Source organism: Microcystis sp. LE19-84.1B, assembly GCF_027531875.1.
In the GTDB taxonomy this organism is placed as follows: domain Bacteria; phylum Cyanobacteriota; class Cyanobacteriia; order Cyanobacteriales; family Microcystaceae; genus Microcystis; species Microcystis panniformis.
The window spans coordinates 1-26,692 of sequence record NZ_JAPZSR010000438.1 but is presented as its reverse complement, the minus strand read 5'-3'; the positions used below and the strand labels follow the sequence as shown (position 1 = coordinate 26,692).

At 43.7% G+C, this 26,692-nt stretch carries 28 protein-coding genes and 1 tRNA gene; 13 read left to right on the top strand and 16 right to left on the bottom strand.

Annotated features, from left to right (window positions below; genetic code table 11):
- Positions 1 to 3: 3 nt before the first annotated feature.
- Both ftsZ and O9324_RS24665 read right to left on the bottom strand, forming a co-directional pair.
- On the bottom strand, positions 4 to 1,251 hold the full coding sequence (gene ftsZ, locus O9324_RS24670; protein WP_002765213.1) for a cell division protein FtsZ: 1,248 nt from the start codon (positions 1,249 to 1,251) through the stop codon (positions 4 to 6).
- A 192-nt stretch (positions 1,252 to 1,443) separates the two neighbouring features.
- A complete protein-coding gene (locus O9324_RS24665; RefSeq protein WP_288141575.1) occupies positions 1,444 to 2,265 on the bottom strand; it encodes a cell division protein FtsQ/DivIB in 822 nt (273 codons plus the stop codon).
- A 245-nt stretch (positions 2,266 to 2,510) separates the two neighbouring features.
- Here O9324_RS24665 and ctpC point away from each other — a divergent pair, with 245 nt between their 5' ends.
- The gene (ctpC, locus tag O9324_RS24660; RefSeq protein WP_002765211.1) at positions 2,511 to 3,803 is read left to right on the top strand and encodes a carboxyl-terminal processing protease CtpC; all 1,293 of its coding nucleotides are present in this window, start codon (positions 2,511 to 2,513) and stop codon (positions 3,801 to 3,803) included.
- Here the strand turns inward: ctpC and O9324_RS24655 are convergent.
- The gene (locus O9324_RS24655; protein WP_002736073.1) at positions 3,793 to 3,978 is read right to left on the bottom strand and encodes a hypothetical protein; all 186 of its coding nucleotides are present in this window, start codon (positions 3,976 to 3,978) and stop codon (positions 3,793 to 3,795) included. The two genes, ctpC and O9324_RS24655, sit on opposite strands and share 11 nt — an antisense overlap.
- Positions 3,979 to 4,358: 380 nt before the next feature.
- Here O9324_RS24655 and O9324_RS24650 point away from each other — a divergent pair.
- A tRNA-Gln gene (locus O9324_RS24650) sits at positions 4,359 to 4,431 on the top strand.
- A 1-nt stretch (position 4,432) separates the two neighbouring features.
- Here the strand turns inward: O9324_RS24650 and O9324_RS24645 are convergent.
- Positions 4,433 to 5,482, bottom strand: coding sequence for an AI-2E family transporter (locus O9324_RS24645; protein WP_002765210.1), 1,050 nt, complete (start codon positions 5,480 to 5,482; stop codon positions 4,433 to 4,435).
- Positions 5,483 to 5,503: 21 nt separating this feature from the next.
- Entirely contained in the window at positions 5,504 to 5,677 is a 174-nt protein-coding gene (locus O9324_RS24640) for a hypothetical protein (RefSeq protein WP_167341553.1), read from the bottom strand.
- A 403-nt stretch (positions 5,678 to 6,080) separates the two neighbouring features.
- Between O9324_RS24640 and O9324_RS24635 the strand changes: the two genes are divergently transcribed.
- A complete protein-coding gene (locus O9324_RS24635) occupies positions 6,081 to 6,482 on the top strand; it encodes an FHA domain-containing protein (protein WP_002765209.1) in 402 nt (133 codons plus the stop codon).
- A 154-nt stretch (positions 6,483 to 6,636) separates the two neighbouring features.
- Complete coding sequence (locus O9324_RS24630; RefSeq protein ID WP_002765208.1) at positions 6,637 to 7,029, top strand: DUF4278 domain-containing protein; 393 nt, start codon at positions 6,637 to 6,639, stop codon at positions 7,027 to 7,029.
- Between the two features lie 135 nt (positions 7,030 to 7,164).
- Here the strand turns inward: O9324_RS24630 and O9324_RS24625 are convergent, their stop codons facing one another.
- Complete coding sequence (locus tag O9324_RS24625; protein ID WP_002789303.1) at positions 7,165 to 7,755, bottom strand: DUF4276 family protein; 591 nt, start codon at positions 7,753 to 7,755, stop codon at positions 7,165 to 7,167.
- A complete protein-coding gene (locus O9324_RS24620; RefSeq protein WP_353851744.1) occupies positions 7,755 to 8,939 on the bottom strand; it encodes an AAA family ATPase in 1,185 nt (394 codons plus the stop codon). The genes O9324_RS24625 and O9324_RS24620 overlap by 1 nt, the downstream gene beginning before the upstream one ends.
- Positions 8,940 to 9,174: 235 nt before the next feature.
- Between O9324_RS24620 and O9324_RS24615 the strand changes: the two genes are divergently transcribed.
- Positions 9,175 to 10,311: a geranylgeranyl reductase family protein gene (locus tag O9324_RS24615; RefSeq protein WP_043996686.1), complete on the top strand. Its 1,137-nt coding sequence runs from the start codon at positions 9,175 to 9,177 to the stop codon at positions 10,309 to 10,311.
- Here the strand turns inward: O9324_RS24615 and aroB are convergent.
- A complete protein-coding gene (gene aroB, locus O9324_RS24610; protein WP_288141573.1) occupies positions 10,288 to 11,388 on the bottom strand; it encodes a 3-dehydroquinate synthase in 1,101 nt (366 codons plus the stop codon). The two genes, O9324_RS24615 and aroB, sit on opposite strands and share 24 nt — an antisense overlap.
- A 154-nt stretch (positions 11,389 to 11,542) precedes the next feature.
- Positions 11,543 to 11,938 (bottom strand): hypothetical protein, encoded by a 396-nt coding sequence (locus tag O9324_RS24605; protein ID WP_271949388.1) that lies wholly within the window; start codon positions 11,936 to 11,938, stop codon positions 11,543 to 11,545.
- A 429-nt stretch (positions 11,939 to 12,367) separates the two neighbouring features.
- Between O9324_RS24605 and petN the strand changes: the two genes are divergently transcribed.
- The 4 genes from petN (at position 12,368) to O9324_RS24585 (ending at position 15,538) form a co-directional block, all read left to right on the top strand.
- Positions 12,368 to 12,457 carry a cytochrome b6-f complex subunit PetN gene (gene petN, locus O9324_RS24600; protein ID WP_012265708.1) on the top strand — a complete coding sequence of 30 codons (90 nt, stop codon included), beginning with the start codon at positions 12,368 to 12,370 and terminating at the stop codon, positions 12,455 to 12,457.
- 16 nt (positions 12,458 to 12,473) lie between these two features.
- Positions 12,474 to 12,617: a hypothetical protein gene (locus O9324_RS24595; protein WP_002768280.1), complete on the top strand. Its 144-nt coding sequence runs from the start codon at positions 12,474 to 12,476 to the stop codon at positions 12,615 to 12,617.
- Positions 12,618 to 12,659: 42 nt separating this feature from the next.
- Positions 12,660 to 13,913, top strand: coding sequence for an exonuclease subunit SbcD (gene sbcD / locus O9324_RS24590; protein WP_288141572.1), 1,254 nt, complete (start codon positions 12,660 to 12,662; stop codon positions 13,911 to 13,913).
- 179 nt (positions 13,914 to 14,092) lie between these two features.
- Positions 14,093 to 15,538, top strand: a complete 1,446-nt coding sequence (locus O9324_RS24585) for a serine/threonine-protein kinase (RefSeq protein WP_288141581.1) — start codon at positions 14,093 to 14,095, stop codon at positions 15,536 to 15,538.
- Positions 15,539 to 15,544: 6 nt separating this feature from the next.
- On the opposite strand, the gene O9324_RS24580 is transcribed toward O9324_RS24585, so the two are convergent.
- The 3 genes from O9324_RS24580 to O9324_RS24570 form a co-directional block, all read right to left on the bottom strand.
- Positions 15,545 to 15,997, bottom strand: a complete 453-nt coding sequence (locus O9324_RS24580; RefSeq protein ID WP_288141571.1) for an ATP-binding protein — start codon at positions 15,995 to 15,997, stop codon at positions 15,545 to 15,547.
- Entirely contained in the window at positions 15,984 to 16,979 is a 996-nt protein-coding gene (locus O9324_RS24575) for an anti-sigma factor antagonist (protein WP_004159942.1), read from the bottom strand. Before O9324_RS24575 ends, O9324_RS24580 begins: the two co-directional genes overlap by 14 nt.
- Positions 16,980 to 17,093: 114 nt before the next feature.
- The gene (locus O9324_RS24570) at positions 17,094 to 17,744 is read right to left on the bottom strand and encodes a DUF3318 domain-containing protein (protein ID WP_002756255.1); all 651 of its coding nucleotides are present in this window, start codon (positions 17,742 to 17,744) and stop codon (positions 17,094 to 17,096) included.
- A 109-nt stretch (positions 17,745 to 17,853) separates the two neighbouring features.
- On the opposite strand from O9324_RS24570, the gene O9324_RS24565 reads away from it, so the two are divergent.
- Entirely contained in the window at positions 17,854 to 18,072 is a 219-nt protein-coding gene (locus O9324_RS24565) for a hypothetical protein (protein WP_288141570.1), read from the top strand.
- 63 nt (positions 18,073 to 18,135) lie between these two features.
- On the opposite strand, the gene O9324_RS24560 is transcribed toward O9324_RS24565, so the two are convergent.
- Together O9324_RS24560 and O9324_RS24555 are read right to left on the bottom strand one after the other, a co-directional pair.
- The gene (locus tag O9324_RS24560; protein WP_288141569.1) at positions 18,136 to 18,765 is read right to left on the bottom strand and encodes a ribonuclease D; all 630 of its coding nucleotides are present in this window, start codon (positions 18,763 to 18,765) and stop codon (positions 18,136 to 18,138) included.
- A 200-nt stretch (positions 18,766 to 18,965) separates the two neighbouring features.
- Positions 18,966 to 19,967, bottom strand: coding sequence for a CAP domain-containing protein (locus O9324_RS24555; RefSeq protein WP_004159947.1), 1,002 nt, complete (start codon positions 19,965 to 19,967; stop codon positions 18,966 to 18,968).
- Between the two features lie 362 nt (positions 19,968 to 20,329).
- On the opposite strand from O9324_RS24555, the gene O9324_RS24550 reads away from it, so the two are divergent.
- Positions 20,330 to 20,716 (top strand): hypothetical protein, encoded by a 387-nt coding sequence (locus O9324_RS24550; protein WP_002756975.1) that lies wholly within the window; start codon positions 20,330 to 20,332, stop codon positions 20,714 to 20,716.
- Between the two features lie 91 nt (positions 20,717 to 20,807).
- Here O9324_RS24550 and O9324_RS24545 read toward each other — a convergent pair whose 3' ends face one another.
- The gene (locus tag O9324_RS24545; protein WP_288141568.1) at positions 20,808 to 21,566 is read right to left on the bottom strand and encodes a GAF domain-containing protein; all 759 of its coding nucleotides are present in this window, start codon (positions 21,564 to 21,566) and stop codon (positions 20,808 to 20,810) included.
- 236 nt (positions 21,567 to 21,802) lie between these two features.
- Between O9324_RS24545 and lnt the strand changes: the two genes are divergently transcribed.
- Entirely contained in the window at positions 21,803 to 23,329 is a 1,527-nt protein-coding gene (gene lnt / locus O9324_RS24540) for an apolipoprotein N-acyltransferase (RefSeq protein ID WP_288141567.1), read from the top strand.
- Positions 23,330 to 23,389: 60 nt separating this feature from the next.
- A complete protein-coding gene (locus O9324_RS24535; protein ID WP_002781780.1) occupies positions 23,390 to 23,632 on the top strand; it encodes a DUF8620 family protein in 243 nt (80 codons plus the stop codon).
- 408 nt (positions 23,633 to 24,040) lie between these two features.
- Here the strand turns inward: O9324_RS24535 and O9324_RS24530 are convergent, their stop codons facing one another.
- Positions 24,041 to 26,428, bottom strand: coding sequence for an ATP-dependent Clp protease ATP-binding subunit (locus O9324_RS24530; protein WP_288141566.1), 2,388 nt, complete (start codon positions 26,426 to 26,428; stop codon positions 24,041 to 24,043).
- Positions 26,429 to 26,692 lie beyond the last annotated feature (264 nt).

Below are 26,692 nucleotides of genomic sequence, written 5' to 3'. Positions count from 1 at the left end.
AAGTTAGCGATCAAAAGGACGACGACGTTGCAAGAATTCGGGGATATCTAATCCCGCCGGTTTTGGTGGTTCGGGAGTGGCTGCTGGACTGGGTGCGGGGGTATTGATCACCACCTTGTTACCGGTGGAACGAGAGGGGGATTCCCCGGAAAAACCGGTGGCAATGACGGTAATTCTGACTTCTCCCTGCATTTTCTCGTCAATTACTGCCCCAAAGATGATATTAGCGTTGGGATCCACCACTTCATAGATAATTTCGGCGGCGGCATTGACTTCGTGTAGGGTTAGATCTTGACCGCCGGTGATGTTAAAGACTACGCCTTTCGCCCCTTCGATCGAGGATTCCAGTAACGGTGAGGATATAGCCGCGATCGCGCCTTCCTTAGCCCGAGATTTTCCCGAACCGATGCCGATGCCCATTAGGGCCGAACCCGCATCGGCCATCACTGCCCGCACATCGGCGAAATCCACATTTACCAGACCGGGGATAGTGATAATATCCGAGATACCCTGTACCCCTTGCCGCAGCACATCATCAGCGACCCGAAAAGCCTCCTGTAGGGGAGTGTCGGCGGGTATTACCTGTAATAACTGGTTATTGGGGATAATAATCAGGGTATCGACCCGACTTTGTAAACCGCCCACCCCCTCATCGGCCTGATTAGTGCGACGACGACCCTCGAAGGTAAAGGGACGAGTCACAACTCCCACGGTCAAACAGCCGATTTCTTTGGCAATTTCGGCCACAATTGGAGCGGCCCCCGTTCCCGTGCCGCCGCCCATGCCGGCGGTAATAAAGACTAGATCGGTTCCTTCCAATGCTTGGGCGATTTCATCCCGAGATTCTTCCGCCGCTTTCTGTCCGATCGCCGGATTGCCCCCCGCCCCTAGGCCACGGGTTAATTTTGTCCCGATTTGTAACCTCTGGGGGGCGGAGGAGTGGGCCAGGGCCTGGGCGTCGGTGTTAATTGCCCAAAATTCGATTCCAGTCACGCCACTGGCGATCATGCGGTTAACGGCGTTACAGCCCCCACCGCCGACCCCGATCACCTTGATCTTGGCGACATTACTTGGCACGATGCGATTACTACGACTTTCTTCTCGGGGTGTCATCTGTGATTCATGGGGGCGAGTAAATAATACTCCAGCATTATTCTGAGAGTAATGATTATCTTCGCTCATAGCTGAACTGGCATAATCGTTACTGTTCAGATTGGGATAGGTGGGAACGATTTCATTAATCGATGTCATTGGAATTGGAACACTCTTAGTACAAGCTTCTGTTATTGGTTTGATGAATCAGAGATGCAATGTTAACACTATCACTAATATTATGTCGGTTCCAGTATCTACATTATCAGTTTCTGGTTCAGAAAATCATAATTTGGGGTTTTTGGCAATACCTAAAGGGAATAATTGCGGTTATTTGCTGATCAATTCCAGTTAATCCCTAGTAGTTGCCGTTACTTTGGCAACCATAGGGGCTGGCTGCGGTTTTAATTGTACAGTGGGAGCATCGGGATTGCTCAGGTCAATGTAGAGAATTCGCGCCAGAGGTATCTTGGATGACAATGGCCGCGATTGTACGAGAGCGGTTAATTTTTCGGGCAATCTATCTTTATAAAAACCTAAATAGACCTGTCCCAGTTCGGTTTTTAGTACAAGATTACTAGGGTTGCGCCAATCGATGGCGGTAACTTTAATTGATAAGTTATCAATTAAGGGATAAATTTTTTGCCACTGTTGTTGATATTGTCGGTCGTAACCAAGCACTTCTAGGCTAGGTAATTGGGTTTTGGGCAGAGTTCGACCATAATAGTTTTGAGGAATTATCGTTCCGGTGGCATCTAAAAAGCCTTGCTGTTGATGGGAACGCCAACGGGCAACAGGTTTTCTTTCTTGAATAGAAACAATCACTTTCGGGGGTAATAATTGCCGCTCGATCTTAACGTCGGCAATAGCGGGAATAGCCGCTAATTTTTCTCGCAATTGATGGGTGGGTAATTCCCAGAGAGACAGAGGATAGCTTAATTTTAGCCAAGCACGAATCGACTCGGGTGACATTAATTCCGTGCCTGCGATTTCCACCTGTCCGGCCTTGCTAATTGTCCAATAGGGTGAAGTCATCCCCCAAGCTAATCCCGTCGCTAAACCACTAACCACCAGAAAGCGACCTAGGGCTTGCCACACCTTTGATCGCCTTTGGTGGCGCAGGTTTTGTCGTTTTTGTTCCAGGGAGAGGGATGAAAGGATTTGATCGCTCATAGGGAAAATCTGGGGCAGTTTTGCTGTTATCTTAGGTCGCGAGGTGGGCTGCTGGCAACTCGATCGCTACTCAAGTAATCAGTTTGACAAAGAAAGAGATAATAAATGTTATAACAGTAGTAGTCTACAGGCGTTCTTTTGTCTGTCTCCAGTAAACCTAAACGCTCCTTTTTGCCAAGATATTTCGACGGTCAGCCAGAAAGAGCGTTCTGGCAAGAACAGCCTAATTTATCCGAAAATTACCTATGGTTATCAACAAACGCGGACTTGTTCTCGGTGCTACAGCAGTGGTCCTGTCTACCGTCGCCGTCACGGGGGCGGGATTCCGACTCTCCCAAAGTCAAGCTTTTTTTCAGGAAAGTCCCAAGGAAACCGTTGATGAGGTTTGGCAGATCATCAACCGCACTTATTTAGATGGCACTTTTAATCAATCGGACTGGAACGCCATCCGCAATCAGTATTTAAATCGTTCCTACAAAAATCAAGAGGAAGCATACACCGCTATCCGCGAGATGTTGAAAACTCTCAATGATCCCTATACCCGTTTTATGGATCCCAAAGAGTTTAACAATATGAAGATCGATACATCGGGAGAATTGACTGGGGTAGGGATTCAATTGACCAAAGATGAGAAAACCAAGCAGTTAGTCGTGGTTTCACCTATTGAAGATACTCCCGCTTCTAAAGCTGGTGTGCTGCCCAAAGATGTGATTATCGCTATCGATGGTAAATCTACCGAAGGCATGGAACTCGATCAAGCGGTGAGCATGATCCGCGGCAAAGTGGGGACAAGTGTTAAGATCACGATTCAACGGGGTGAGGAGAAGAAAGAATTGACTCTTACCCGGGCCAAAATTGAAATTCACCCGGTACGCGCTCACACGGAAAACACCCCGATCGGTAAAGTCGGTTATATCCGTCTTAATCAATTTAGCGCCCAAGCTAGTGGCGATATGAGTCAAGCGATTCGCGAATTGGAAGCTGAAGGGGTGAAGGGTTATATTCTCGATCTGCGTTCTAACCCTGGCGGTTTACTCTACGCCAGCATCGAAATCGCTCGGATGTGGATACCCGATGGTTTAATTGTCTCTACGGTCGATCGCAAAGGGGTGACGGAACGTCAACGGGCCAACAATCAAGCTTTGACTAATAAACCGCTGGTTGTTCTCGTCGATGGTGGTTCCGCCAGTGCCAGTGAAATTCTCTCCGGAGCTTTACAGGATCATGATCGGGCGGTTATTGTCGGTACGAAAACCTTTGGTAAGGGATTAGTGCAATCGGTACGCAGTCTTAGTGACGGTTCGGGATTGGCGGTGACAATTGCCAAGTATCTCACCCCCGACGGACGGGACATTAATAAAGATGGTATTCATCCGGATGTGGAGTCGGAACTGAGCGAGGAAGATCGCAAAAATCTTCAACAGGAACGGGATCGGGTGGGAACCTTCCAGGATCCTCAATTCAAGAAGGGTTTTGAAATCTTGGAAAAAGAAATCACTGAAGGCAAGAAAACGCCCACCAATACCGCTAAACAATAGGTTGACATTTGCCCGCTCGAATTAAACCCACCCGACGGGCGATCGCTTCTCCCCGCTCGGCAAAGGGACCCCAGTATTGACCATTAACTGGGGTTTTTCCGTTTTCTAGGGCTATAATCTGACAAATTCCCGTATTTTCCTGGACAATGTACCAGTTTTGTGCGCTATTATCCATAGATTTTTCTCCTTATACCCCAAACCCTAGGGTTGATTCATAAGTAGTCGTGCAAAATTAATTTCCTAGTGAAGATAGGCAAGAGGCAAGAGGCAAGAGGCAAGAGCGGGGTTAGATATGTGTAATTAATTTTGCTTAGGTACTTAGTAGGGTTGATTCATGAATCAACCCTACCCCAAACCCCACACCCCACACCCCATCACCCCCCCGATGTCGGGGGGGTTGGGGGGGGTCACACCCCACACCCCAAACCCTACACCCCACACCCCAAACCCTGCCCCCACGAAAAACTTTTTGCCGCAAACCCGAAGTAAAAAATTTTTATCAACTTCTTGACAAAACCGGGGAGATAAATGCTAATATTAAAAAGGTCTGTCCAATGGGGATTAGCCAAGCGGTAAGGCAGCGGGTTTTGGTCCCGCCATTTCCTAGGTTCGAATCCTAGATCCCCAGTTTAAGATTTTTTATTCCCAGTCCGCCAATGATTGAGAATATCCTCGATCAAAGCTTCCTTGAGCCAAATGCGAGCGATAAGCGTCAGGGGGACCGCCAGAAATAGCCCTAAAAAGCCAAAAATCGAGGCAAAAAACAACTGGGCCAACAGGGTAAAAGCGGGTAAGAGCTTGAGCGACCGCACTGTTAAAATGGGCAGCGGTGAATGATGGTCGAAATATTGAATGAACAGATAAATACTGCTGTAGAGTAGTAAAACCGCCCAGGGTTGCCAGGGAGCTTCCAGAAGGGCGATAGAAAAGGGTAAAATCGTGCTTAGAACCGGCCCGAGGTTGGGGATAAAGGTGAGAAATCCTGCCAGAATAGATTGGGAAAAAGCAAGGGGAATGCCGATCAGGGATAGACCTAGGCAACTGCCCAAGGTCATAATCAACATATGACAGAAAATCCCTTTTAGCCAAGCTTTTAAATCTCGATCGCACTGTTCTAGGATCGATCGTACTCTAGGACGGTAGAAAGCGGGAAATAAACGCAGAAAACAACGGTGGTAAGCGGCAGGATCGGCGAGAATCATCAAGCTCAGGGCAATAATTAGCAGTAAGCTGAGGATAATGCCGAAAGTACCGTAAAAAATGCTTAAACCCCGGCCAGCAATTTGGTTAATCAGGGGTTGTAATTGAGCCAGCAGCGTTTTAAAGTCCGGGAAGACAGTGGCCAGACTAGGATCGAGATAATCCTCAAGACTATGGACTTGTCCCCAGAGTCTTTCTATAGCTTGGGGAAGTAAACTAAATAATTGGCGAAATTGTTGGACTAAAGCGGGTATAATCCCCACAAAAATACCGATAATACCAATAAAAAAGCCAAAAAGAGTGATAATTAGGGCGTAGGAACGCTTGAGGTGATGACGCTGCCACCAAGTCACAGCCAAATTTAAAATCTGAGCCAGAAGAATCGCCATCAATAATAATAAAAGAATCTGTCGAATCTGCCAGAGAATCAACAGACAAAAGACTAACAGGACTAAACCGAGGCTGCTGCCAAAAGTCATGATGAGTAAGGAGAAAAATTCCTAATCAGTTATTGTCCGTCTCCAGAGGGCAAAAACCGTGAGCAGAAAAGGAGTAAAAACCAGAATTAAAGTGTTAAGAGGACTGGGAGCGATCGATAATAAAGGGGCAAGATATTTAATTCCCAGGGAAATCAAAGCCGATATCAAGATTATTTTGATAATAAAGCCGCTCATAGATCAATGTTTAGGTGACACCAGCACTATCTTATCCCTGAAGAGGTTAAAAATTGCTCAAAATGTGGAAATCATACCCCATCAGTTTTATTAATACTAGGGCGAAGGGGCTAGATTTTCTGGGGGAGGTCGGTTCTGAGGGAACGGGAAAGTGTGAGACAATGGAAAGAAAAGGCTTAGTCAATTAACTAGAGATATTCATTGCTAGGATTAAAGACTTATCCTAAATCCGGTTATTAAAAACTGATTATTTATTCCCCCTTTTGCCTCTTGCCTCTTGCCTTTTGCCCGTCCTGATATGTAGTCTATACTCAACGGATTTAGTATTAATGGCAAGAATGAATCTTGACAACAAATAAAATTTACCCTGTCCACCGCCTCTATCTTGCCGCCAATAGTCACCGTGATCACTTTAACTCTTTTACACCCCAGCCAGTCCACGCCCCTACAACATTGGCAGTTTGACAATGATCAATCAACCATTCTCATCGGCAGGGCGCTGGATAATCATGTAGTTCTCTATAGTGCTGTGGTTTCGAGGCGGCACTTAGAAATCCGCCATAATAATGATCACGATGATTGGGAATTGGAAAATTTAGGGGCAAATGGGACGTTTCTCAATGGCAAACCGGTCGAGAAAACCGTCGTCGTTGATGGTATGGTGGTTCGTTTAGCCGCCTCCGGCCCGCAAATTCAAATTCGTCTCATCAATGAGGACGAGCAACCAAAATTAATCCTCAAACCCCTAGAGGCTCCTTTGGTGGGCGACCAAACCCAGCCGGAAAAGGATACTATAGCCAGCTAGAAAATATTAAATTTTTATAAAGTTTTTTCAATTTCCTTAACAAAATGTAAAAATAGATACAGAATAAGAAATAAAATCTTCTAACTTGTTGTCCCTAAATAGAGACGACAAGAGAGATTAAAGTCACTTTAAAGCATTGCAGGGAGTCGGTGATATGACGTTAGCCTATCGAGGAGTTAAGTACGAAAGGGATTCTCTCCCCTTGGAGATGAAGACCGGAGATATCGGGGGTAAATACCGAGGTCAAGACTGGAATCACCATTATCCTCGCCATATGCTCCAATTAGAGCCGAAACTGCATCGTCAGTATCGTGGAGTTGCCTACAGCACCCGTCCTCATCTTACCGGGCAAGTCATCCCAAGCACTTGTCCGTTGCCCGTTGTCAAACCCCCTGTTGTTGTCCAAGAGGAAACCCTTTCTAGCATCCATCTGAACAATATTCGTCTTCGTCTGGAACGTCGTTTACAAATCGCTCAAGAGAATGGGGATGAAACCCTCGTTAATCTCTTGAAAAAAGAATCCCAAGACTTAGCCTTAAACTGCTAATCTAGCAGTTTTTTTGCCACTTTCCCCTCGGTTCTGCCGGGGGGAATATTTTTGGGCGCAAAAATCTTATCGATAGAAATTATCACCCTGGTTAGGAGTTTACAGGCTTTTAATTAGATTAGGTCGAGGTCTATTTTAGTTCGGGTTCGGATGGGGGCGTTGTATCATTTCCACAACATTTTTGATACCTTGGATAAAAGTTTGAAAACTACGGGATTTATTTTCAGTTAGGGAAAGATGGGGGGCAATCTGTTTAGAATGGGTTCCTGCATAATACTCTTTCACTAGCTTTTTTAATTCTTGTTTGGCCGAGTTAAGCAGGTCTGGTTCTCTGTATTTACTTTTATTTTGTTTTTGGCTGAGACTATTTAAATTATACGCCTTGGCCACCGCTGCTAAATCTCCCAGAAACCAAGATTCTAATTCATGGCAAATAATCCGAATTAAGACTTGAGCATCACTGGCATTTTGACAAATTTTCCCTAGTTCTTTTTTGAGTTCTTGACAATCGTGGGAGTCCTGATCATGGACAATGATAAATTTGGTATTGGGACTAGATTTATTGAAAGCTTTGAGTTTTATAGGAATAGATTTGGCTAGGTCTTGTTTACCTTGATGACTGATACATATATAGCTTATTTCTGGGGGAATAAGCTTAGGCAAAAGTTCGTCTAACACATTTTCTATAGATGACTCTTCTAGCAAAAATACGATATCATAGTTCATTAGGGTGCTACTCCTTCAAACCAGCCTTGATTCCAAAGATAGCCGGGTAAATCGCCTTCCGCTACTAAGTTTTTGAGGATTTCGCTATCGGCAGCCCTATGGATTTTGGTGATACCTTGGCATTTAATTAGCCAGAAAATACTAGCTAGTGGAACCGCATTGATAAAATCGGGGGAGTGGCTAGAAACAAATACCTGACCCCCCCGATCACTATAGTGGGCGAATTCTTCGGCTAGTTCTTTTAATAAAGTAGGATAAAGTTGGTTTTCTGGTTCTTCGACACAGAGTAGGGGATGAGGATTGGGATCGAATAGTAATATTAAATAAGCGAACATTTTCATAGTCCCGTCAGAAACATAGCGATCAATAAAAGGATCTTTAAAGGCCTGATCTTGAAAACGTAAAATCAAGCGACCGTCTTCGGTTTCTTTGGCTTCCACAGAGGAAATACCCGGAACTCTTTGTTTCATTTTTTCGAGAATTTGCTGAAAAATTTCGGGATATTGTTGATAAATGTATTGAGCAACTGTAGCTATATTGTCGCCAGTGGTGGATAAGTGTTCAGCATAAGATATTTCTTTACTTCCTCTAGCTTCGCTAATATGAAAGTCAGAAACGTGCCAATTTTCAATCAGAGAACGAAAGGCTGTAGCGGCTTTAAAACGTTGAAATTGTCCTAATCCTTTGATTGCTAGTATATCGTTAGATTCTAGCTGTTGTTCTTCTCGATCGAGTTCTTTATCCGGTTTACTAAAATCTTCTTCGTTGGTGATAGCATATCCTTGACCAAGTTGAAAATCTAAAAAATGAAAAGGTTTACCGTGTTCACCCCGTTTATAGCGAAGTATTTCGCGTTTGATAACGGGGCGATTATTGTTTTGTCCAATTATGATTTGATAAGTAACCAGACGTTCTGTATCTAAGATGTTCATGCGAAATTGCAGCTCAATTTCAATATCTTCCTGTTCTTGACCTCTAGTGATAATTTCTCTATAACCGCCGCGAATTTGTAAAGCTTGGCGAATGTTGTTTTTGAGGGCATCTCGCAGAAACCCAAAAATATCAAATAGAGTAGATTTTCCCGTGCCGTTAGCTCCAATAATCACACAAAAAGGGGGAATATCTCTTATGTGTATATTTTTAAACATACGATAGTTTTTTATTTTAATAGAAACAATTTTCATGATATAATCGAGTCATTATAGTTTTTTTGATTATACGATTGATCAGGTGAAGATTGAGCAATTAGTCAAAAAAGCCAGAGATTAGGCTCTCTGGGAAATTGGGGGATAAATCAGCTAGAAACTAGAGAGGCAAGCTCAACCGTCTGAAGAAGGGACAAGAAACCAGACTCAACACAAGTTGCCCAAAATAGCGTAAATTGTCTATAAATTTGTTCAACGACTTCAATTAGTACAAATGTTTGACTGTATTATCATCGGTGCGGGACCAGCAGGAGCGACGGCGGGTTATCATCTAGCTAAAAAGGGACGATCAATCCTGATCCTCGATAAAGCGAAATTACCCCGTTATAAACCCTGTGGTGGGGGGGTATCCCCGGCAATTAAGCAGTGGTTTGATTTTGACTTTACTCCCGTGATCGAGAATACCGTCACGCAAGTACAGTTTACTTGGAAACAGGGGGATACCGTCACCACTAAGTTAAATATGCTAGAACCGATGTGGATGGTACAAAGGGATCGTTTCGATGATTTTTTAGGTCAACAGGCGATCGCAGTCGGGGCAACTATCCAAGATAACAGCGAAGTTACCCAGATCAAATTCGTCCAAGATCACTGGCAAGTTACCACATCCCAAGGAACATTTTCAGGCAAATATCTGATTGCTGCCGATGGTGTTAGGGGCAATACCAGTCGCTGGTTAGGATTACCAGCGAAAAACGAAGCTATCGGGGCTACTCTCGAAATTACTAACGCAGAAGCGACTATTCCACCCCAAAAAGCTTTTTTTGATTTTGGTTCCCTAAAAAATGGTTATATCTGGGCTTTTCCCAAGTCTAATGGTTACACAATTAGCGGTGCTTGTTTTAAGGGCAGCATCAAATCCGAGGATCTGAAAAAACAACTGTTAAATTATGCCCGTCAAAAGGGCTGGAATTTAGAGGATTATCGCTATGGTGAGTATGCTTTAGCTCTTTGGAACGGAAATCAACCGCTACACGCCCAAAATGCCTTAATTACAGGGGAAGCGGCGGGGATTCTCGATCCTCTCATCGGTGAGGGTATCCGTCCGGCAATTTTGACGGGAGTTAAGGCAGCCGAGGCGATTGATCGAGCTTTAGCCGGAGATAATCAGGCTTTAGCGGGCTATAGTCGGATAATTCGGGAAGAATGGGGTGAAGATATGGCTTTAGCGGCCAAATTGGCTGGTTTATTCTATCAATTTACCCAAATCGCCTACAATGTCGCCGTTAAACGTCCGATCGCCGGTCAACTGATGGGACGTATTCTCGTGGGAGATTTAAAATACCGGGATGTTACGGAACAAGGGATGCAACAATTGAAAAAGCGTTTACTGCCCGGATTCGGTTGGTGATAACACCTCGCGCACCAGGGTGGGGGTGACTCGATCGCTAATGGTCACTTGGCCGATTGCCGTTGGTAAAATAAATCTAACCTTGCCATCTTTAACCTTTTTATCGGCAGTAAGAGCATTAACCATCTCATCGGCATTTAAAGGCGGAATATGGGTTTCTAAGGCGGCTTTTTCGATTAAATCGGTTTGACGTTGATTTTCCCCGGCAGTCCACATTCCCAGTTTAACAGCGATCGCTCCTGCCGCCACCATCCCCATGGCCACCGCTTCCCCGTGGTTAACGCTAGTATATCCCGTTAAACTTTCAATGCCGTGGGCGATCGTGTGACCATAGTTTAAGATCGCCCGCAAACCCGCTTCTTTTTCGTCTGTGCATACCACATCTGCTTTCGCTTGGCAAGACTTTGTAATAATTGTTTGCAATAGCTCGCCATCGATCTGAGAAAAACTAGCTAAATTGTCCGAGTCTTCTAACTGTTGAAATAACTCAGCATCCCAAATTACACCATATTTAATCACTTCTGCCATTCCTGCCCGAAATTCTCGCACGGGTAGGCTTTTAAGCACGTTAGGATCGATCAGAACTAATTTCGGTTGATAAAACGCCCCGATCAGATTTTTGCCCTGGGGATGATTAACACCAGTTTTACCCCCGATGGAAGCATCCACCATCGCTAACAGGGTGGTGGGAACCTGGACAAAATTAACACCCCGTAACCATGTGGCTGCCGCAAATCCCGTCATATCCCCGATCACACCACCACCGAGGGCAACCATAGTCGAGGAACGTTCCAGCCGGTGAGCGAGGGCGGTATCATAAACTTTGGCGATCGCATTGAGGGTTTTATAATTTTCGCCGGCGGGAATCAGATGTGTAAAAACGACAAATCCCGCTTTTTCTAGAGAATTAACGGCTATTTGCCCGTAATACTCAAAAATTTCGGGATTAGAAACCAATAAAACCTTTTTACCTAAGTTTAACCGGCTCATTTCTGCACCGAGATTAGCTAAACTGCCCTTGTTGATCAGAATATTATAGGAGCGATCGGGTAAATTAACGGGAATACAAATAGCCATAGGGTGTGGGGTGATGTTTCAGTAAACAGTGCTCAGTGATCAGTAAACAGTAATCAGTAAACAGTAAAAAAGCAGCTCCGAGCTTGTCGCTTAATACTATTCACTGAAAACTCACACCTGATAACTGATAACTGATAACTGATAACTGAGTCGGTTATTGACGCAGCTTAGTCAACTCTAAGAGCAGACGACAGCATAAAAAACAGATAAAGCTCTCTCCCAGAAAGAGACTTAATTGCCAAGCGTCAGCGAGCAAGTCTGTGGATAATTGTAGGGGAACTAGGCCGCGGACTAGGGCAAAAGCTGCCACTGTACCATCTTTGAGATGGGGATTATCATCGTTGCGGACGACATAACGATAGGTGACACCGAAGAGAAATCCGCTAATTATCGCCCCAGATATCTTGACAAAAGCGCCAATTAATGTGATCGATTCCCCTAAAAATAGTCGATCAACAGTTAAAAATAGCAGATAGGGAACCAGGAAAGCCAGCGCCGAGATACTCCCCACCTGTATGGATTCGATTCTTTCCTTGAGCGTAATTTGCACGATCGCCTCTCTAAAACGGAGTCACTGATGGAGTATTATCGAAAATTTGGGTTGAAAACCTCGCCCTTTAGGGCGACTTTATGTTAGCATCAAATTGAGTCGTTGACTTTGGGAACGCAGGAAACAAGCGACACTCCGTAATCCCTAAATCTCTAACCATCACTGGTACAAAAGCTTTCATCCTAAGTCCACATGGTAAGAGCGAAAAACAATTAAATACTGTGGGACACACAGAAATTTACGCTTGGGGAGTAGTCTTTAAGAGTGCTTACCTTGTAGGTGTAGTCGGACTAGACATGAAACTGTAAGACCAAAATTAGCTTTGCTAGTAGCGGCAAGATTCAGCCCAAGAATCTCCGCACTTTTAGGGCGGAGAGTGTCAAAAATTGAGTAGTTATCTTGCAAGTATTTCGTTTAACAAAGGCAATTATGGATATTTTGACACTTGGTTGGGTTAGCATTCTCGCCCTGTTCACTTGGTCGATCGCCATGGTGGTTTGGGGTCGTAACGGTTTCTAGGTAATCTATAGATACCATGGAAACATCTCTGATTCTTAACACTCTCTTTCTAGTCGCCTTAATTCTCCTCGTTGTCGTCAGTGGTGGCATTCTCTACCTGACGACTACAGAATGGCGCGATCGCCGTCGTCAAGATGGCGATAAAAAATTAGGAAAATAGTCTTGAACAGGTGTACTTAATTGCGCCTGTTTTTTCTTTACCATGATTAAAATACTGCACTTATCGGATATTCACATGGGGAGCGGTTTTTCCCATGGACGTTTAAATCCAAAAACGGGATTAAATACGCGTTTAGAGGATTTTATGGGCAGTTTAAGCCTCTGTATCGATCGGGCTATTGCCACACCTGTGGATCTAGTGCTTTTTGGGGGAGATGCCTTTCCCGATGCCACTCCTCCTCCTTTTGTTCAGGAAGCTTTTGCCAGTCAATTCCGTCGTCTTGCCGATGCTAATATCCCGACGGTGTTATTAGTGGGTAATCACGATCAACATTCTCATGGTAATGGCGGTGTCAGTCTCTCCATCTATCGTACCCTAGCGGTGCCGGGGTTTATTGTTGGCGATCGCCTGACCACCCATCGCATCACCACCCGCAACGGCGATATCCAAGTAATTACTTTACCCTGGTTAACCCGCGCCACTCTCTTAACCCGTCCCGAAACCGAGGGTTTATCCTTGAGTGGGGTAAATGAATTATTAATTAACCGTTTGGAACCGGTTTTAGAAGGAGAAATTCGCCAATTAGATACAAGCGTACCAACAGTTTTATTAGCCCATTTAATGGCTGATCGAGCTAGTTTAGGAGCAGAAAGACTTTTAGCGGTTGGTAAAGGTTTTACTGTGCCTTTATCGCTGCTAAATCGTCCACAATTTGAGTATGTTGCCCTCGGTCATGTTCACAAACACCAAAATCTTAATCCTAGTAATGATCCGCCTATTGTCTATCCGGGGAGCATTGATCGAGTGGATTTTAGCGAGGAAAAAGAAGATAAGGGCTATGTTTTAATAGAAGTGGCTAAAGGAGAGGTTAAATGGGAATTTTGTCCTTTACCCGTGCGTCCTTTCCGTTCCATCGAAGTGGATGTTTCTGAGGCAGAAAACCCCCAAAAAGAATTGCTAAAAGCTCTCAAAAAACACGATATTCAGGAAGCAGTTATCCGCTTAGTTTATAAAATTCGCAGTGAACAATTAGAACTAATCAACACCAATCAGCTTGACGAGGCGTTAAAACCTGCCCATAGCTATAGTATTCGTGCCGAGTTAATTAGTCAATTAACCCGTCCCCGTTTACCAGAATTAGGGGTGGGTAATCAATTAGATCCGATGGAGGCGTTAAAAGCTTATATCGATAATAAGAAAGATTTGCGGGATATTGTTGATGATATGTTAGAGGCAGCCCAGCTTTTATTAAATCAACAGCCAGAAATTTGGCTAGAGGAAGAAACCTCGATTTAGTTATCAGTTATCAGTTATCAGTTATCAGTTATCAGTTATCAGTTATCAGTTATCAGTTATCAGTTATCAGTTATCAGTTATCAGTTATCAGTTATCAGTTATCAGTTATCAGTTATCAGTTATCAGTTATCAGTTTACTGCTCACTGAAACATCTTCCCTATCTCTCTTTGAACTAACAATGAGTTTATGTCTTAATCCCGATTGTCTATATAACAATGATCCTACAGATAAATTCTGTCAAAAATGTTGCTTTCAATTATTACTAAAAGATCGTTATCGTGCCATAAAATTAATTGGTCAAGGAGGTTTCGGTAAAACTTTTCAAGCAATTGATGAGGATAAACCTTCTCAACCCTATTGTGTGATTAAACAATTTTTTCCTAGCGCTCAAGGCAGTAATGCTCTCAAGAAAGCGGCGGAATTATTTAAAGAAGAAGCGATTAGTTTAGATAATCTCGGTCAACACCCACAAATTCCCTCTCTCTATGCCTATTTTACCAGCAATGATGGGCGACAATATCTTGTTCAAGAATATATTGAGGGAGAAAATCTAGAACAAGAATTACAAAGCGAGGGAGTTTTCAATGAAGAAAAGATTAAACATCTTTTATTAGAAATTTTGCCAGTTCTTGATTTTATCCATGCTAAAAGAGTCATTCATCGAGATATTAAACCAGCTAATATAATTAGGAGACGCAGCGATAATAAAATAATTTTAGTTGATTTCGGTGCCTCTAAATTTATGACTATTGCTAATCTTTCCCTAACAGGAACAGTGATCGGTTCGCCGGGATATATCGCACCAGAACAAGGCAATGGTAAAGCGATTAATAGCAGTGATTTATATAGTTTGGGAGTCACTTGTATCTATTTATTAACGGGAATATCTCCCTTTGAATTATTCGATGTGAGTGAACATGAATGGGTATGGAGACAGCACCTCTTTAATAATCCTGTTAGTGTTGAATTAGGCGAAATTTTAGATAAATTAATTAAATTTGGCACCAAAAAACGTTATCAATCAGCCGGGGAAGTCCTGCAAGAGTTAGCGGTAAAATTAGCCGTAGTGATTCCGCCAAAACCCCGATCACAGGACACAATTCAAGAAACGGTTTTGCCAGTTTTTCCAGTCGCCACCAGGGAGGAAATTAACCTCAAAAGCGCCAAGGCAATTGATTACACCAATCTGCGGGATTTATTAGCGCAAGAAAAATGGCAAGAAGCCGATCAAGAAACGGCTAATCTATTCTTAAAAGTTGCCGATCGAACTAAAGAAAAATATCTTAAGATAGAAGATATAGATAACTTTCCCTGTGAAGATTTAGCCACTATCAATCAACTCTGGTTACAATATAGTCAGGGAAAATTTGGTCTATCTGTTCAGAAAAGAATCTATGAAAGTTTGGGAGGAAGCGGCAATTATGATCAACAAAAATGGAACGCTTTCGGGTCAAAAGTCGGTTGGCGAGTTAATAACAAGTGGTTATACTACGATCAAATTACTTTCTCTCTCAAAGCACCCTCTGGACATCTTCCCACCCTTGTGTGGGGTGTGGGTGGTGGCATAATTCTTTTTTCTCGTCTGGAAACCTGTGCCATGGACAGAGTTTCTAGCAGGGGATAAATTGACTTAAAAACTTTTCTGGAGAATTAAACAATTTCTCCCTTCGGCAGTGCGGATATATTGTAAAATATCAGTAAGAGAACGCATGAAAAGTAATCCTCGATCGCTTTCCATTTCTAAAGGTGTGAGGGGATGTTGTTGTAGAGAATCAAGTTTTGCTTGCAGATCAAAAGGTTGACCGTGATCCCATATTCTTATTTCTAGAGAATGGGACTGTAAAGTTAATTCTAGATCGATGGGTGTAGTTGGTGGTAAATGTTGGTGAGCGTAACGGACAGCATTAGTAAATCCTTCGGCTAAAGCCACCTTACACTGCCAAAGCACCGAGTCGGGTAGAAAAGAGCGGCCGTGGGATTCAAACCATTGTAGGACTGGGATTAAAGCTGCCAATTCCGTCCGGACTTGTAGATGGAATTGGAGGGGGAAAGAAGGGGAATTTAAGACTTCAGAAGGCACCACTGTTTTTTTGAAAGAGAATCAAAATTGTTTTAAAAATCAGTTGTAGATCGTAGCCTAAACTCCAATTTTCTTGATAGCGCAAATCTAGTTGAATTACCTCTTCAAAATTACTCACCCGAGAGCGACCATTCACCTGCCATTCTCCCGTCATACCGGGTTTTACATCTAAACGTTGCCATTGGGGAACATCGTAGCGTTCCACCTCATCGGGGGTGGGAGGACGAGTGCCGACAAGACTCATTTCACCGGTGATCACATTCCAAAACTGGGGCAATTCGTCTAAACTGGTGCGACGTAAAAATTTTCCTACCCGGGTAATCCGGGGATCATTTTTATTTTTAAAAAAAGCTCCCTCCGCTTGATTGGGGATTTTATCCTTGAGTGCTTCTGCATCCACACACATGGAACGAAACTTAAGAATTTTAAATTCCTTTCCCAACCAACCGCAGCGGGTTTGACTGAAAAAAATTGGACCGGGACTGTCTAACTTAATAGCGATAGCAATGGGGACAAAAATAACCCCCGTGATTAATAAACCCACGATCCCACCAACAATGTCAAGACCGCGCTTTAACCAACTGCGAATCGAGGGATGGGTTTCCGGTAGATGGTTTTCATTGGCAGTCAAGCTCTTTTCTTGGGCTGCTAGGGGGGAGGTTTGGAAAGTGAATAATTGATCTAGTCCCGTAATCGATAAAACCCCCATCACCGGGGGATGGACGTTAGCCAGCACTAACTCGATATTTTTTTCCCTAGCCGCTTTGAGATTATGCACTAAAGCACCCACACCACTACTATCCATAAATTGAGTGGCATTCAGATCAACAATGAGTTTTTCGGGAGTGGGTGTTTGGGCGATGAGATGGTGAAAGATATCCTTAAACTGTACTGCTTCCAGGACAGTCAAGCGATCGGGCATCCGCAAAACCGGATACTCCATCGGAATGATCAGAAAACGTGTTTCAGGGATTTGGGAAGTCATCGACACAAAGATGTGGTTTGATGGATGAACAAGGCCTGATGACCTACTTAAATGTTTACTACACTTTTCCGCAAATACCAATGAGTAATGTCAGAGATTACCTGTAATTATCGGCTAACGAATCTCACCTAGGGGCGGACGGCCTTGGGTTTGGGACTTCGCTTTGGCTGCACTCTTTCTCAGGGCATCTAAACGGGTCTCATAACGCTTACGCAGACGACGGTTAGGTGTTTGTTCGATTAGGGTTTTAAAGGCACTGCCTAGGCTCTTGTAGGCGTTGGGGAGAGAGTAACCGAAACGAGTGGCCAAGGCGATCGCTTTTTCATCGGCTTCGATCGCTTCTTTGAGAATTTTATCACCGTTATTTTTGCGCCAGAGACGATAACCGGAAATCCCACATAATCCCATAGCCAAAAGCAATAATAACCCATCCTGTACCCATAATTCCCCCACTGCACCACCTAAGCCAATAGCGAGGGCGGCCATTTCCCAGCCTTCCCGGGGAATACTATCATTTTGAATCCTGGCCACTTCATGCCAAAAGAGCAAATTACGCTGATCAATGGCTAAATTTTCCCATTTTGCCAAATCTATCTGAATTTCTACCTCGTCTCTGCCAATTTCTTCACAACGGATCAGGGGGGGATTAATCTCTGTGGAACCTTCTACCGTTACCCAACTTTGTAATTCTGGCGGTAGTAGGGTTTTCAGGCGCCGAAGTTCGCTCATTTCGGCTCGTGCAGAGGAGGCCGCATAAGATGTCATAGATTTTTTACCTATTCTCTACCAATGACGATGATTTCTATTTTGGATCATAGCGGTCTTTTTTGTGATCTTGGCAGCTTTGGGCAGTAGGAACTATTTTCAGTGATCAGTGATCAGTGATGGAAGTGGGAAGTGGGAAGTGGGAAGTGGGAAGTGGGGAAGTGGGGAAGTGGGTATGAATTATGAAGTGGGGGAGTGGGGAAGTGGGGAAGTGGGGAAGTGGGAAGTGGGGGAGAAACAATCCATAACTGGGTTTTTAAAGTTCGATTGGGAGTCAATCATACTAAGTAGGTGGGTGTTAAAAATTGTCAGATACCCCCCTTATTAAGGGGGGATCAAAGACAAAATCTATCTGCTATTTACTTATTAAATAGACCGTAACTTTTGCTGACTAATGCTCAAATATATCTTTATATTGCTGTAAATCTAAAGCGGTAAAAATGGGGATACAACTAAAGCACTTTTGGGCTAACTCCCATCTTTCTTCTCTTTGCAGCATCATAATTAATTTATCTCGCACTGACAGTAAATAGCGCACATCGTTAGCCGCGTAACTCAGTTGTTTTGGAGTAAGATTAGCGGCATTTCCCCAATCAGAACTTTGAGCGGTTTTGTCTAATTCTATGCCTTCCAATTCCTGCACGAGACTTTTTAAACCGTGACTGCTGGTATAAGTCCGAGCGAGTTTACTGGCGATTTTGGTGCAGAAAATCGGTTGAGTGGCAATGGCAAAAGTATGGGACAGTTGAGCCACATCAAAACGGGCGAAATGAAAGACTTTTTCTATCCGCTCATCCTCCATGACCTTTTTGAGATTAGGAGCCTCTGTTTGCCCCCTAAAAACGCGAATAGCGGTGACAAAACCACTGGGATCACAGAGTTGAATTAAACACAGTCGATCGCGCCCTGGAATTAATCCCATAGTTTCTGTATCTACAGCGATCGAATTAACCCCTAGATAACGGGATAATAGGTCATCACTTAAATCTCGATCGCACACTTGAAAATTGTCTAAGTTCATAATAGTTAGGAGTTAGGAGAGCTTTTTTCAGTTATCAGTTATCAGTTATCAGTTATCAGTAAAAAGACAGCACTGTTAATGCGATTTAATACTCCTTACTTAAGACTGTTCACTGAAAACTCAAATCTGATAACTGACAACTGAAAAGGCTGATAGTTAAAAACTGATAATTAAATTTAAATATTATCATGGTCATTTTGTCAACGCTTTTTAACAAAAAGTTGTGTAAAGTAATATTCACCAGCATTATTTTTAGCGATACCGATACCAGTGAGATTATAATCACCAACCATATTTTTTTGATGGCCGGGGCTATTAATCCACCCCTTAACGGCAACAGCAACGGGGTCAGGATATCCCTTCATAAAAGCCAAATTTTCGCCCATTTTTTCTAAAGGGATCATCCTTTGTACTGCCTTGAATCTTCCCTCGAAACCATCATGACTAAAAGGAGCCTGTTTATTGGCCATTTTTTGACTAAATAAGCGAGCTTCATGACTAATGCGAGCATCGAGACGTAGGGGCGGTAAATTTTGAGAAATTCGGTAGCGATTAACTTGATAATTAGTGTTCTCTTCGAGGGTAATTAAAAAAGATTGATTCCCGATAAGATCGTAGCTAAGAGGATTAGTAGAAACGGGAGCGGATTGACGTTTTAGAAATATTTGAGTAAAGTATAATTTCCCTTGATTATCCGTCGCTACTCCAATCCCAGTACTATCAAAATCTCCCTCCATATTTTCCCGATGACCTTGACTTTTAATCCAGCCATCCACAGCCATCATTACTGGGTCATCATAACCTTGATTAACTGCCAGATTTTCCCCCACCGCTTGATAGGGAACCGAAACGCCAATAGTTTGCGCTCTTTTGTCAAAATCTTGATGACTAAAAGGAACTAAACCCGCAGCCATGCGTTGGCTATGTAATCTTGCCTGTTGAGAAATTGCTCGATTTAACAGTAGGGGAGATAAATTACGAGATTGACGATAGCGATTTACCTGTTGATAGATTTTATTCTCTAAAACAAGTAAAGTTGCCGCATCTAAAGGGGAAGGAGAGGGAGAAGGAGAGGGAGAGGGAGAGAAAGATGATAGGAGTTCCGCAAAAGAGCTATAGTTTAAGGCACTACAGGCCATTAAACTTGTCGAGACAAGCATCAAAATTCCTAACCGATAAGGTTTCTTAAAAAAACTTTTCATCAAAAAAATTGGGTCTGAAACCCCGCCGTTCTAGGTTGGATTTACTGTTAAATACTAGCGCATTTACAGGATATATGCCAGAATGTCATAGCATTTTTCTAAAGTAATGACAGAGATAGTGAATTTCCCTCACCCCCAGAAAGGGAGAGGAGCGGGGGTGAGGGACACGAATAAAGAAAAATGGCATAAGGCAGCTGGGAAACCCCCCCCCAGGGATCGCAAGCAGAAACCCAAATGGTCAGGTTTGGAAATCACCGTCCGGCCCCAGGGGTGAGGATATCAACTTTTTGGTGCCAGGGTCAAGACTTGTTAAGATTGATCAAGCCGTTCGCTCAAATTTACCACTTCTGTGGCTCTCATTTATGGTAATCGACTTTCTGCCCTTCACTATCAATATTTCCCCGGCCTTTATTGCCGGTAGCTGTCTCTGGTCTTTAGCATTATATTTGGGGTTAGCTGGGGTGCGAAATTGGTTTATAGAAATTTTCTATCGCTGGTTTAATTTTGCCGAGCGTTTCCTCTATACTTCCCTAGAGGAGTTTGAAAAAACTCGCATCGCCAGAGAATCACAAAATGCTTTTTATGCCTCTATCTTTAGTATTATTCCCTTTCTCATCCTCGGCGGTTTCTCCGATTGGTTAATCGAGATTAGTTTAGGAAAAAGTTGGCCGATTAGTGTCGGTATTCTCGCCTGTGTTGCCTCTGGTGTCTATGAATTAGGACGGCAGGACGGCAGCGGTAATCAGTAAACAACGGTCAATTAAGCTGTTAACTATCTCAATTACTCCTTCGGACTGCACCGGAGTGGCAAGTTAGTCAATTTTAACCCTTGAATAGCGCTTAATCTTTTCCTTCCAGACGATTTTTATGTTTATTAAGAGTCTTTTGTAGTAAATTCAAAACCTCATTAGCAATCTCAATAACTTCATGAGTTACAAAACCGGCCTGAGTTAATTCTTTAAAAAAAGCCTTAGCGACAATTTTGGCTAATTTCGGCGGATAAGGATGAACAGCGATCGAATGTTCGGACTGAATTTCTGCTATTTCTCTAGTCACTGCCATGGCCACAAAACGAGATTTTAACATCCCTTGCAAATGAAAAATTTGCAGGGATTGGGCCGCCTGTTGAGCGAATAACTGCAAGATTTCTAAATCTAAGGGTTCAAAATGTTTTTTGTCTAGGGGAAAACTGAGATTAATTACTCCGATTACCTGCTGATTGAGGATAATCGGTACGGAGATAAAACTATTATTATTTGATCTTTTGGGATAACGGGCTGCAGTGGCAAATGGCGATCGAGTGATATCCTTAATTAGTAAAGGTTTTCCTGTGGTCGCTACAGTATCGGCAATAGCTTGATCGAGTTTAATTATTTCTTGATCAGCCAAAGGTGATAGATCATCATAATGGGCAAAAACTTCTAGATAATCGGTAATTTCCCCCTTTAATTCCTGTGGAGAGCTTAACATAATTGAACAGTGCTGCGCTCGCAATTGATGAGCGCTCATACTAGCTATTTTCCCAAAAATATCTTGGAGATTTTCCTCAACATTCAAGACAAGAGCCAGAGTAGCTATTTTGGGGTTAAAATTATCCATGTATTCAATCACTTATTCAGTCCGAGTTTTGGCTTTCAGGGTGAGGGTGACATTCCTCATCTCCCTGTTTGTCTGAGTCTATAGCTTGCAATAGCATCTGATTGGGGGGCTTTTTTACTCGCTAACTGATCTATTGTAGATGTAGCCAAAACTTCTGTGTCTCTCTTGTGTTTTGTCTTCCCTCTAGCTACTCTGATCTAGTAGGTCAGAGGAGTTTAACCTGACTGGAGTGAAAGATGGTGCGTTTTCTCTGGGCAATTTTGGCCGGTGTGGGGATGGGGTTAACAGTGGCGCCGGTTTCTTGGTGGTTACTCGCTTGGATTTCTCTCGTCCCCCTGTGGATTATTGTGAGATTAGCGGAAAAATCCCTAAAAAAACAGCTTTTATACGGTTTTGGCTGGGGTTTTGCCTACCATGGTCTGGCTTTATTCTGGATCACGGGAATTCACCCGATGACGTGGATGGGTGTCCCCTGGTTAGCGAGTTTGTTAATTGCCCTATTTTGTTGGTTGTTTATCACTTTTTGGGGAACGGCGATCGTGCTAACTTGGACGTTAGTTATGTTTTATGTCAACAAAAGTGTTAATCAGTCATCTTTTCGGGATGCTCTCCTACGGGTTTTCATCGGCACTGCCCTCTGGTGTGGGTTAGAATCTCTCTGGAGTCAATCCCCTCTCTGGTGGACTACCCTTGCTTATAGTCAAAGTCCCCATAATTTATTGATTCTGCAATTGGGCAAATTATCGGGTTTTACGACGGTAACGGCGGCAATTGTGGCAGTTAATGGTTTAATCGCCGAAAGCTTGCTCCTAATCCGTCAATCGCGGCAAAATCTCGCTTTTCTCTCTTTACCCCTGCTTATTTGTTTTAGCCTGCATCTCTGGGGATGGAACATATACCATAAACCGATCGAAAAGTCAAGGGATTTAGGGATAAAAATTGGCGTAATTCAGGGCAATATTCCCAACACGATTAAACTTTCGCCCCTAGGATTTCAAAAGGCACTCGAAGGTTACACCACTGGTTATCAAATTCTCGCCGATCAAGGAGTAGATGCCGTCTTAACTCCTGAAACCGCCTTACCCTACTATTGGGAGAACTTAGTCAATAATAGCTCGATTTATTCGGCAATTTTAGCCAAAAAAACGCCGATCTGGTTAGGTGCATTTGGCAAGGTGGACAAGGGGTATAACAATAGTCTCTTGACCATTGATGGCGAGGGACAGGTGATTAGTCGGTATGATAAAGTAATTCTCGTGCCTTTAGGCGAATACGTTCCTTTTCAGGAAATTTTGGGCGGAATTGTTGATCGCCTTTCTCCCTTGCAAGCGCATTTAATCCAGGGAAATCCTGATCAAATTATTGACAGTCCTTTCGGTAAAATAATTGTGGGCATTTGTTACGAGTCGGCTTTTTCCGAACATTTTCGCCGTCAAACTGCTAGGGGAGGCGAATTTATTATTACCGCTTCTAATAACGCCCATTATAGCCACGCCATGCCCGCTCAACACCATGCTCAGGATACCATGCGAGCGATCGAAACCGATCGATGGATGGCCCGGGCCACCAATACAGGTTATTCTGCTTTTGTCGATCCCCACGGTAATCACCTTTGGCTATCGGATCTGGATAAATATCAAATCCATAGCGAAACAATTTATCGACGGGATACAAGAACTTTATATGTGCGCTGGGGAGACTGGTTAACTAAAGTTTTAATCATTACTGCCGGACTCGCTTGGCTCTGGAGAGCTTGGGATTAAGGTGACAGTGCTATACTTTTTCCTGAATGAACTGTATAAATAACCTAAGTTTTTGATGCAATGAAAGAGCAATTTGTCAAGTGGTTGAATAGAATCTTAATATTTGATGTGTTTTTGGTAATAGCGGGTTTTCTCTGGTTTGCCGTGGCTGTTATCGGTGAATCCACAGGAATTCCCCTAGGATTTAAACTTTTTCAGCGTCTTTGGCTGCCCTTATTCAATCCTGCTATTAGTATTTTAATTGCGGGGGCGATTTTAAGCTGGGCAATTAATCAAATTCAAGAACGCTTGTCCCCTAAATAGTAGGGTTGATTCATGAATCAACCCTACCCTTGATAAGGGGGTGTCTGATAATTTTTAACGCCTACCTACTTAGGAAAAATAATCCCAATATTTTCATCCTTGGCGGTGCCAACTTTGGCATCGGGACTGACTTGAAAGAGGGTGTGGGGAGTGGGGAGTGGGAAGAATAAATAAAAATAATCTCCTGACTGGAAAGAGGGTGTGGGGTGTGGGGTAGTGGGGTAGTGGGGTAGTGGGGAGAATAAATAAAATAATCTCCTATCTCCTATCTCCTATCTCCTGTCTCCTAACTCGGAGACTCCTGACTCCTAACCCCACCAATAAACTTTTTGCCGCAAACCCTACTTAGATGATAAAAATCGGGGTTGAAAAATGTTCAACCCCGAAAAAAAGCAATTTTTGAGCGGATTAACCCACTGGTTGTAACTGTAATTGCGAGAGAATATTGTTCTGCTCGGAGCGCCGATGACTAGAGACTGTCACCACAGCTTCAGCAGTTACATCTAATAGCGCATGGTCTCCAGAATTGACTTTTCCCGATAACATCGCCTCGGCTAAACTATCCTCTAAGCGTCGAGTTAAAGCACGACGTAAAGGCCGCGCACCGTAGCTAGGATCATAACCCTCATTGATGACCAAATCCTTAAAAGCGGCGGTAACTTCCACAGAAATGCCTTTTTCTGTCAATTGTTTGCCTAGATCCGCGATAAGAATATCGGCAATCTGGGTAACTTCTTCGCGAGTTAACTGTCGGAAAACAATGATTTCATCGAGACGGTTGAGAAATTCGGGACGGAAATATTGTTTTAACTCGTCCGTCACCCGATTAGAAATCTGTTGGTAACGCGATTGAGCAAAATCGTCAGCCATCTCGAATCCTAAGCTATTACCGCCTTTTTCGATGACTTTTGAGCCAATATTCGAGGTCATAATAATTAGGGTATTCTTAAAGTCCACCCGACGACCTTGGGAATCGGTCAAACGACCATCTTCTAACAGTTGCAGGAGAAGATTAAAAACATCGGGATGTGCTTTCTCGATTTCGTCAAACAAAACTACTTTATAGGGTTGACGACGCACTGCTTCCGTTAACTGACCGCCTTCATTATAACCGATGTATCCGGGAGGCGCACCAATTAATTTAGAAACCGTGTGGGATTCCATAAATTCCGACATATCTAGGCGAATCATACTGGATTCCGAGCCAAAGAGCAACTTAGCTAAGGCTTTCGTTAATTCAGTTTTACCCACTCCCGTGGGACCGGCAAAAATAAACGAGGCAATCGGACGGTTAGGATTCTTTAAATTTACTCGCGCTCGACGAATAGCACGAGAAACGGCATTCACTGCCTCCTGTTGACCAATAATCCGCTCATGCAGTTGATATTCCAGATTTAAGAGCGATTCCGACTCAGTTTCAGTTAATTGGGTAACGGGAATACCTGTCCAAGCGGCGACAATTTGGGCGATTTCCTCCGCATCCACCACCGGAATTAAAGATTCGGGGTTAATTAGGGGTGATTCTTCGTTAACCTCCGCAGGACTTTTACTTTGCAGGGAATAGCGTAGATGGGTGCGGGATCCCGCTTCATCGAGAAGATCGATCGCTTTGTCCGGTAAAAAGCGATCATTGATATAGCGCGAGGATAGATGAACAGCAGCTTCGATCGCTTTTTGAGCGTATTTTACCTGATGGAAATCCTCGTAGGTGGCTTTTAAACCGCGTAAAATCTCGATCGCTTGCTCTTTAGTCGGTTCTCCCACCATAACTGGCTGAAAACGTCTTTCTAGAGCCGCATCTCGCTCAATATGCTGTTTATACTCATCGAGAGTGGTGGCCCCTAAACACTGTAACTCGCCGCGAGCTAAAGCAGGTTTAAGCAAGTTAGAAGCATCCATAGCTCCTCCCATGCTACCAGCACCCACAAGAGTGTGAATTTCATCAATAAACAGGATAATACTGCCCGATTTGCGAACTTCCTCCACAACCCCCTTTAAGCGTTCCTCAAAATCGCCGCGAAAACGGGTTCCCGCCAGTAAAGACCCCATATCGAGGGCAATTACCTGTTTATCCCGCAAAAGTTCGGGAATATCGCCATTATGGATGCGTTGTGCTAACCCTTCAGCGATCGCTGTTTTGCCCACCCCCGGCGCACCGAGTAAAATCGGGTTATTCTTGCTGCGACGGCCCAAAATTTGGATAACTCGCTGGATTTCTGGCTCTCTACCGATTACAGGGTCAATTTTGCCATTTTTGACCTCTTGGCTTAAATTGCGACTATATTGGGCTAAAATACCGCCTTTAGGAGCATTTTTCTGGTCTTCATAGTCACTGCTTGCCGTGAAGCGACCACTAGCGACTTTTTCCCCAGCATTTTTCAGTAAAAGGCCGCGAAGTTTGATCAAATCAACACCCTGCATAATTAAAATTTTAGCGGCTAGGGATTCGGGATCGGTGGTGATAGCGAGTAATAGATGTTCAGGTGCGATCGCCTGTTCCCCTAATTGTCGAGCTTCCTGAAATGCTTGCTCGAACATCTTTTTCGCTTTCGGGGTAAAAGGGATGTTAACGGGACTGTAACCGGTGCCGCGGCCGGTCATTCCTTCAATCACGCGGCGACTTTCGTGCAGGGTGACTTTTAAATCCTTGAGAATTAAGGCTGCGGTGGCGGTGGCTTCTCCTATCAATCCTAACAGTAAATGCTCCGTACCGACGACACTGTGACCGGTACGACGGGCTTCTTCTTGGGCGAACATCACCGCTTTGATAGCTTTCTGGTTAAAGTATTCAAACATGATCGACGGCTTCCTGGCTACTGGGCTTTACCTGTTACTGTAACGTTTTCTTTACATTAGCCGGAAGGGGGATATCCGTATCAGTAGGGTGGGTTAGGGGACAGGAGTGGGGAGTGGGGGCAATTCATCGGAAATTTTGGGTCTGAAACCCCGCCGTAGAACGGCGGCTTTACGTTAGAATTAAAAGGCCAGTCTCGAAAACCAAGTGGACGGCGCAGCACCTTGAAAACTCGGCTTAGGGGGTTCCGACCAGAAAAGCTTGGC

Excerpts from the sequence above, each read along its gene's own strand:
- O9324_RS24585 (WP_288141581.1), top strand. The coding sequence starts at position 14,093 with ATGAGTTTATGTCTTAATCCCGATTGTCTATATAACAATGATCCTACA.
- O9324_RS24575 (WP_004159942.1), bottom strand. The coding sequence starts at position 16,979 with ATGACTTCCCAAATCCCTGAAACACGTTTTCTGATCATTCCGATGGAG.
- O9324_RS24640 (WP_167341553.1), bottom strand. The coding sequence starts at position 5,677 with ATGAGCGGCTTTATTATCAAAATAATCTTGATATCGGCTTTGATTTCC.
- O9324_RS24620 (WP_353851744.1), bottom strand. The coding sequence starts at position 8,939 with ATGAAAATTGTTTCTATTAAAATAAAAAACTATCGTATGTTTAAAAAT.
- O9324_RS24595 (WP_002768280.1), top strand. The coding sequence starts at position 12,474 with ATGGAAACATCTCTGATTCTTAACACTCTCTTTCTAGTCGCCTTAATT.
- sbcD (WP_288141572.1), top strand. The coding sequence starts at position 12,660 with ATGATTAAAATACTGCACTTATCGGATATTCACATGGGGAGCGGTTTT.
- O9324_RS24555 (WP_004159947.1), bottom strand. The coding sequence starts at position 19,967 with ATGAAAAGTTTTTTTAAGAAACCTTATCGGTTAGGAATTTTGATGCTT.
- ftsZ (WP_002765213.1), bottom strand. The coding sequence starts at position 1,251 with ATGACATCGATTAATGAAATCGTTCCCACCTATCCCAATCTGAACAGT.
- aroB (WP_288141573.1), bottom strand. The coding sequence starts at position 11,388 with ATGGCTATTTGTATTCCCGTTAATTTACCCGATCGCTCCTATAATATT.
- O9324_RS24655 (WP_002736073.1), bottom strand. The coding sequence starts at position 3,978 with ATGGATAATAGCGCACAAAACTGGTACATTGTCCAGGAAAATACGGGA.
- O9324_RS24535 (WP_002781780.1), top strand. The coding sequence starts at position 23,390 with ATGAAAGAGCAATTTGTCAAGTGGTTGAATAGAATCTTAATATTTGAT.
- O9324_RS24570 (WP_002756255.1), bottom strand. The coding sequence starts at position 17,744 with ATGACATCTTATGCGGCCTCCTCTGCACGAGCCGAAATGAGCGAACTT.
- petN (WP_012265708.1), top strand. The coding sequence starts at position 12,368 with ATGGATATTTTGACACTTGGTTGGGTTAGCATTCTCGCCCTGTTCACT.
- O9324_RS24550 (WP_002756975.1), top strand. The coding sequence starts at position 20,330 with ATGGTAATCGACTTTCTGCCCTTCACTATCAATATTTCCCCGGCCTTT.
- O9324_RS24665 (WP_288141575.1), bottom strand. The coding sequence starts at position 2,265 with ATGAGCGATCAAATCCTTTCATCCCTCTCCCTGGAACAAAAACGACAA.
- O9324_RS24625 (WP_002789303.1), bottom strand. The coding sequence starts at position 7,755 with ATGAACTATGATATCGTATTTTTGCTAGAAGAGTCATCTATAGAAAAT.
- ctpC (WP_002765211.1), top strand. The coding sequence starts at position 2,511 with ATGGTTATCAACAAACGCGGACTTGTTCTCGGTGCTACAGCAGTGGTC.
- O9324_RS24630 (WP_002765208.1), top strand. The coding sequence starts at position 6,637 with ATGACGTTAGCCTATCGAGGAGTTAAGTACGAAAGGGATTCTCTCCCC.
- O9324_RS24615 (WP_043996686.1), top strand. The coding sequence starts at position 9,175 with ATGTTTGACTGTATTATCATCGGTGCGGGACCAGCAGGAGCGACGGCG.
- O9324_RS24530 (WP_288141566.1), bottom strand. The coding sequence starts at position 26,428 with ATGTTTGAATACTTTAACCAGAAAGCTATCAAAGCGGTGATGTTCGCC.
- O9324_RS24545 (WP_288141568.1), bottom strand. The coding sequence starts at position 21,566 with ATGGATAATTTTAACCCCAAAATAGCTACTCTGGCTCTTGTCTTGAAT.
- O9324_RS24645 (WP_002765210.1), bottom strand. The coding sequence starts at position 5,482 with ATGACTTTTGGCAGCAGCCTCGGTTTAGTCCTGTTAGTCTTTTGTCTG.
- lnt (WP_288141567.1), top strand. The coding sequence starts at position 21,803 with ATGGTGCGTTTTCTCTGGGCAATTTTGGCCGGTGTGGGGATGGGGTTA.
- O9324_RS24560 (WP_288141569.1), bottom strand. The coding sequence starts at position 18,765 with ATGAACTTAGACAATTTTCAAGTGTGCGATCGAGATTTAAGTGATGAC.